Source organism: Streptomyces sp. 13-12-16, assembly GCF_002114215.1.
In the GTDB taxonomy this organism is placed as follows: Bacteria; Actinomycetota; Actinomycetes; order Streptomycetales; family Streptomycetaceae; genus Streptomyces.
On the sequence record NZ_NCTE01001406.1, the window covers coordinates 1 to 545 of the forward strand.

A 545-nucleotide genomic window follows, 5' to 3' on the forward strand; every position below is an offset into this window, starting at 1 on the left:
GGGCGTGGAGGTCGCCGGGCGCCCCTTGGTGGAGCGCGAGCGGCTGGATTCGGCCCCCGCGCGGGTGTTCGCCCCGGTGGGCCGGGATCCGCTGCTGCCCGCGGCGGGACTGCGGGTGCTGGACCTCACGCGGGTGATCGCGGGGCCGGTCGCCACCCGTACGCTCGCGCTGCTGGGTGCGGACGTGTTGCGCGTGGACGCGCCGGGGCTGCCCGAGATCGCCGACCAGCACGCCGACACGGGGTTCGGGAAGCGGTCGGCGCTGCTGGACCTCTCGGCCGGCCGGGATGTGTTCGAGGAGTTGCTCGCGTCGGCGGACGTGGTGGTGACGGGGTACCGGCCGGGGGCTCTGGATCGTTTCGGGCTGACACCCCGGGCGCTGGCGGAGCGGCGGCCGGGGGTGGTGGTGGCGCAGTTGTCGGCGTGGGGGGCGTACGGGCCGTGGGGGGACCGGCGGGGGTTCGACAGCCTGGTGCAGGTGGCGACGGGGGTCGCGGCGGTCGAAGGTTCTTCGGCGGGGCGGCCGGGGGTGCTGCCGGCGCAGG

At 77.1% G+C, this 545-nt stretch carries 1 protein-coding gene; it reads left to right on the top strand.

What is annotated here, in order from left to right; all coding sequences use genetic code 11:
• Nucleotides 1-545 (top strand): CoA transferase (locus B7767_RS41665; RefSeq protein WP_256923774.1); only part of this gene is annotated, 545 nt, incomplete at both ends.